This is a genomic window from Rhizobium sp. GCM10022189, from assembly GCF_042656325.1.
In the GTDB taxonomy this organism is placed as follows: domain Bacteria; phylum Pseudomonadota; class Alphaproteobacteria; order Rhizobiales; family Rhizobiaceae; genus Rhizobium.
Genome location: NZ_JBHSOR010000038.1, coordinates 1 through 1,253 on the forward strand (window position 1 = coordinate 1; position 1,253 = coordinate 1,253).

Annotated in this window: 1 pseudogene; it reads right to left on the reverse strand. The window is 65.5% G+C overall.

Going from position 1 to position 1,253, the window contains the following annotated elements:
* Positions 1-1,175, reverse strand: a pseudogene (locus tag ACFPWW_RS15050) (IS481 family transposase); the annotation flags it as partial.
* Positions 1,176-1,253 lie beyond the last annotated feature (78 nt).

Sequence of the window (1,253 nt, forward strand, 5' to 3'; positions counted from 1 at the left end):
TGTAAAGCCCGGAAACATACCTGACAGATGTTCGGAGACATACCTGACAGTCAGTCCTGGCTTTTGAGGTTGATTTTTGCGACCTGCGTTGCGCCGAAGAAGACGCCGTAGAGACCGTCTTGCTGGAGCGGTCGGATGGCGAGGGGTTCGGATCTGAAGGCGTTGGGCACGCGCCAGAAGCGTCCCTTGAAGCTGACATAGCCCTTGGTCGCTCCGACGCGGCGCACGATGTCCGAGCTGTCATAGACCGGTTCGGGCAGGCGGTCGGGAAAGGGGCGCGGCGACGGCCTGTAGCGGCTGGCCGGCACGGCCATGTCGATGCCCTGATGGGGACGGCGATGGTTGTAGATGTCGCGCCAGCGGTCGAAGGCGCGCTGCGCCTGGGCGTGGCTGGCGAGGGCTGCAAAGTCGAAGACCTCGGCCTTGAGGCTGCGGTGGAAGCGCTCGTTCTTGCCGCGGCCCTGGGGATGGTAGGGCCTGGCATGGATGACGTCGATGCCGAGCTTGAGCAGCCAGATGCGCAACCGTGTCCATTGATTGGGCACGCCGGTGCCCCATGGCGGGCCGTTGTCGGTATAGATGGCCATCGGCAGGCCGTGGCGGCGCAGGATGGGCTCCAGCCGGGCGCGGACGGTCTGCATGCGCTCGTCGGCGCAGGCTTCGAGCCCGACGGCGAAGCGGGAATGGTCGTCGATGATGGTCAGGGGATGGCACCACAGGCCCGAGACGAGTTGCGTGCGCCCCTTGAAGTCCATCTGCCAGAGCAGATTGGGCGCCTCGCGTTCGAAACGGCCGAGCGCCGGCTGCCCGCCCCTCTGGGGCATGATGCGGTCGTGACGCACCAGGATGGCATGGACGGTGGAAGCAGATGGCGGCGCCGTTCCCAAATCCTGCAGCCGGCGGGCGATCTTGCGCGCGCCCCAGGCCGGATGTTCGTCACGGATGGCGAGCACCGCGCCCTCGAGACCGGCTGCGGTACGCCGTGGGCTCGCATGCGGCCGGCGCGATCGGTCCTCCACCGGCTCGCCCGCCTGCAGGCGCCGCAGCCAGACATAGCCCGTCTGCCGGCTGATGCCGAAACGCTGGCAAAGCTGAGAGACGTTCGCCCCTTCAAGCCCGGCCAGCCGACAGAATTCCAAACGCTCATCCACAACAGACCTCGACCGCCAAACCATCCAAACCTCCCGAGAAACCATCTCGGAAGTGTCAGGTATGTCTCCGAACATCTGTCAGGTATGTATCAAGGCCGTACA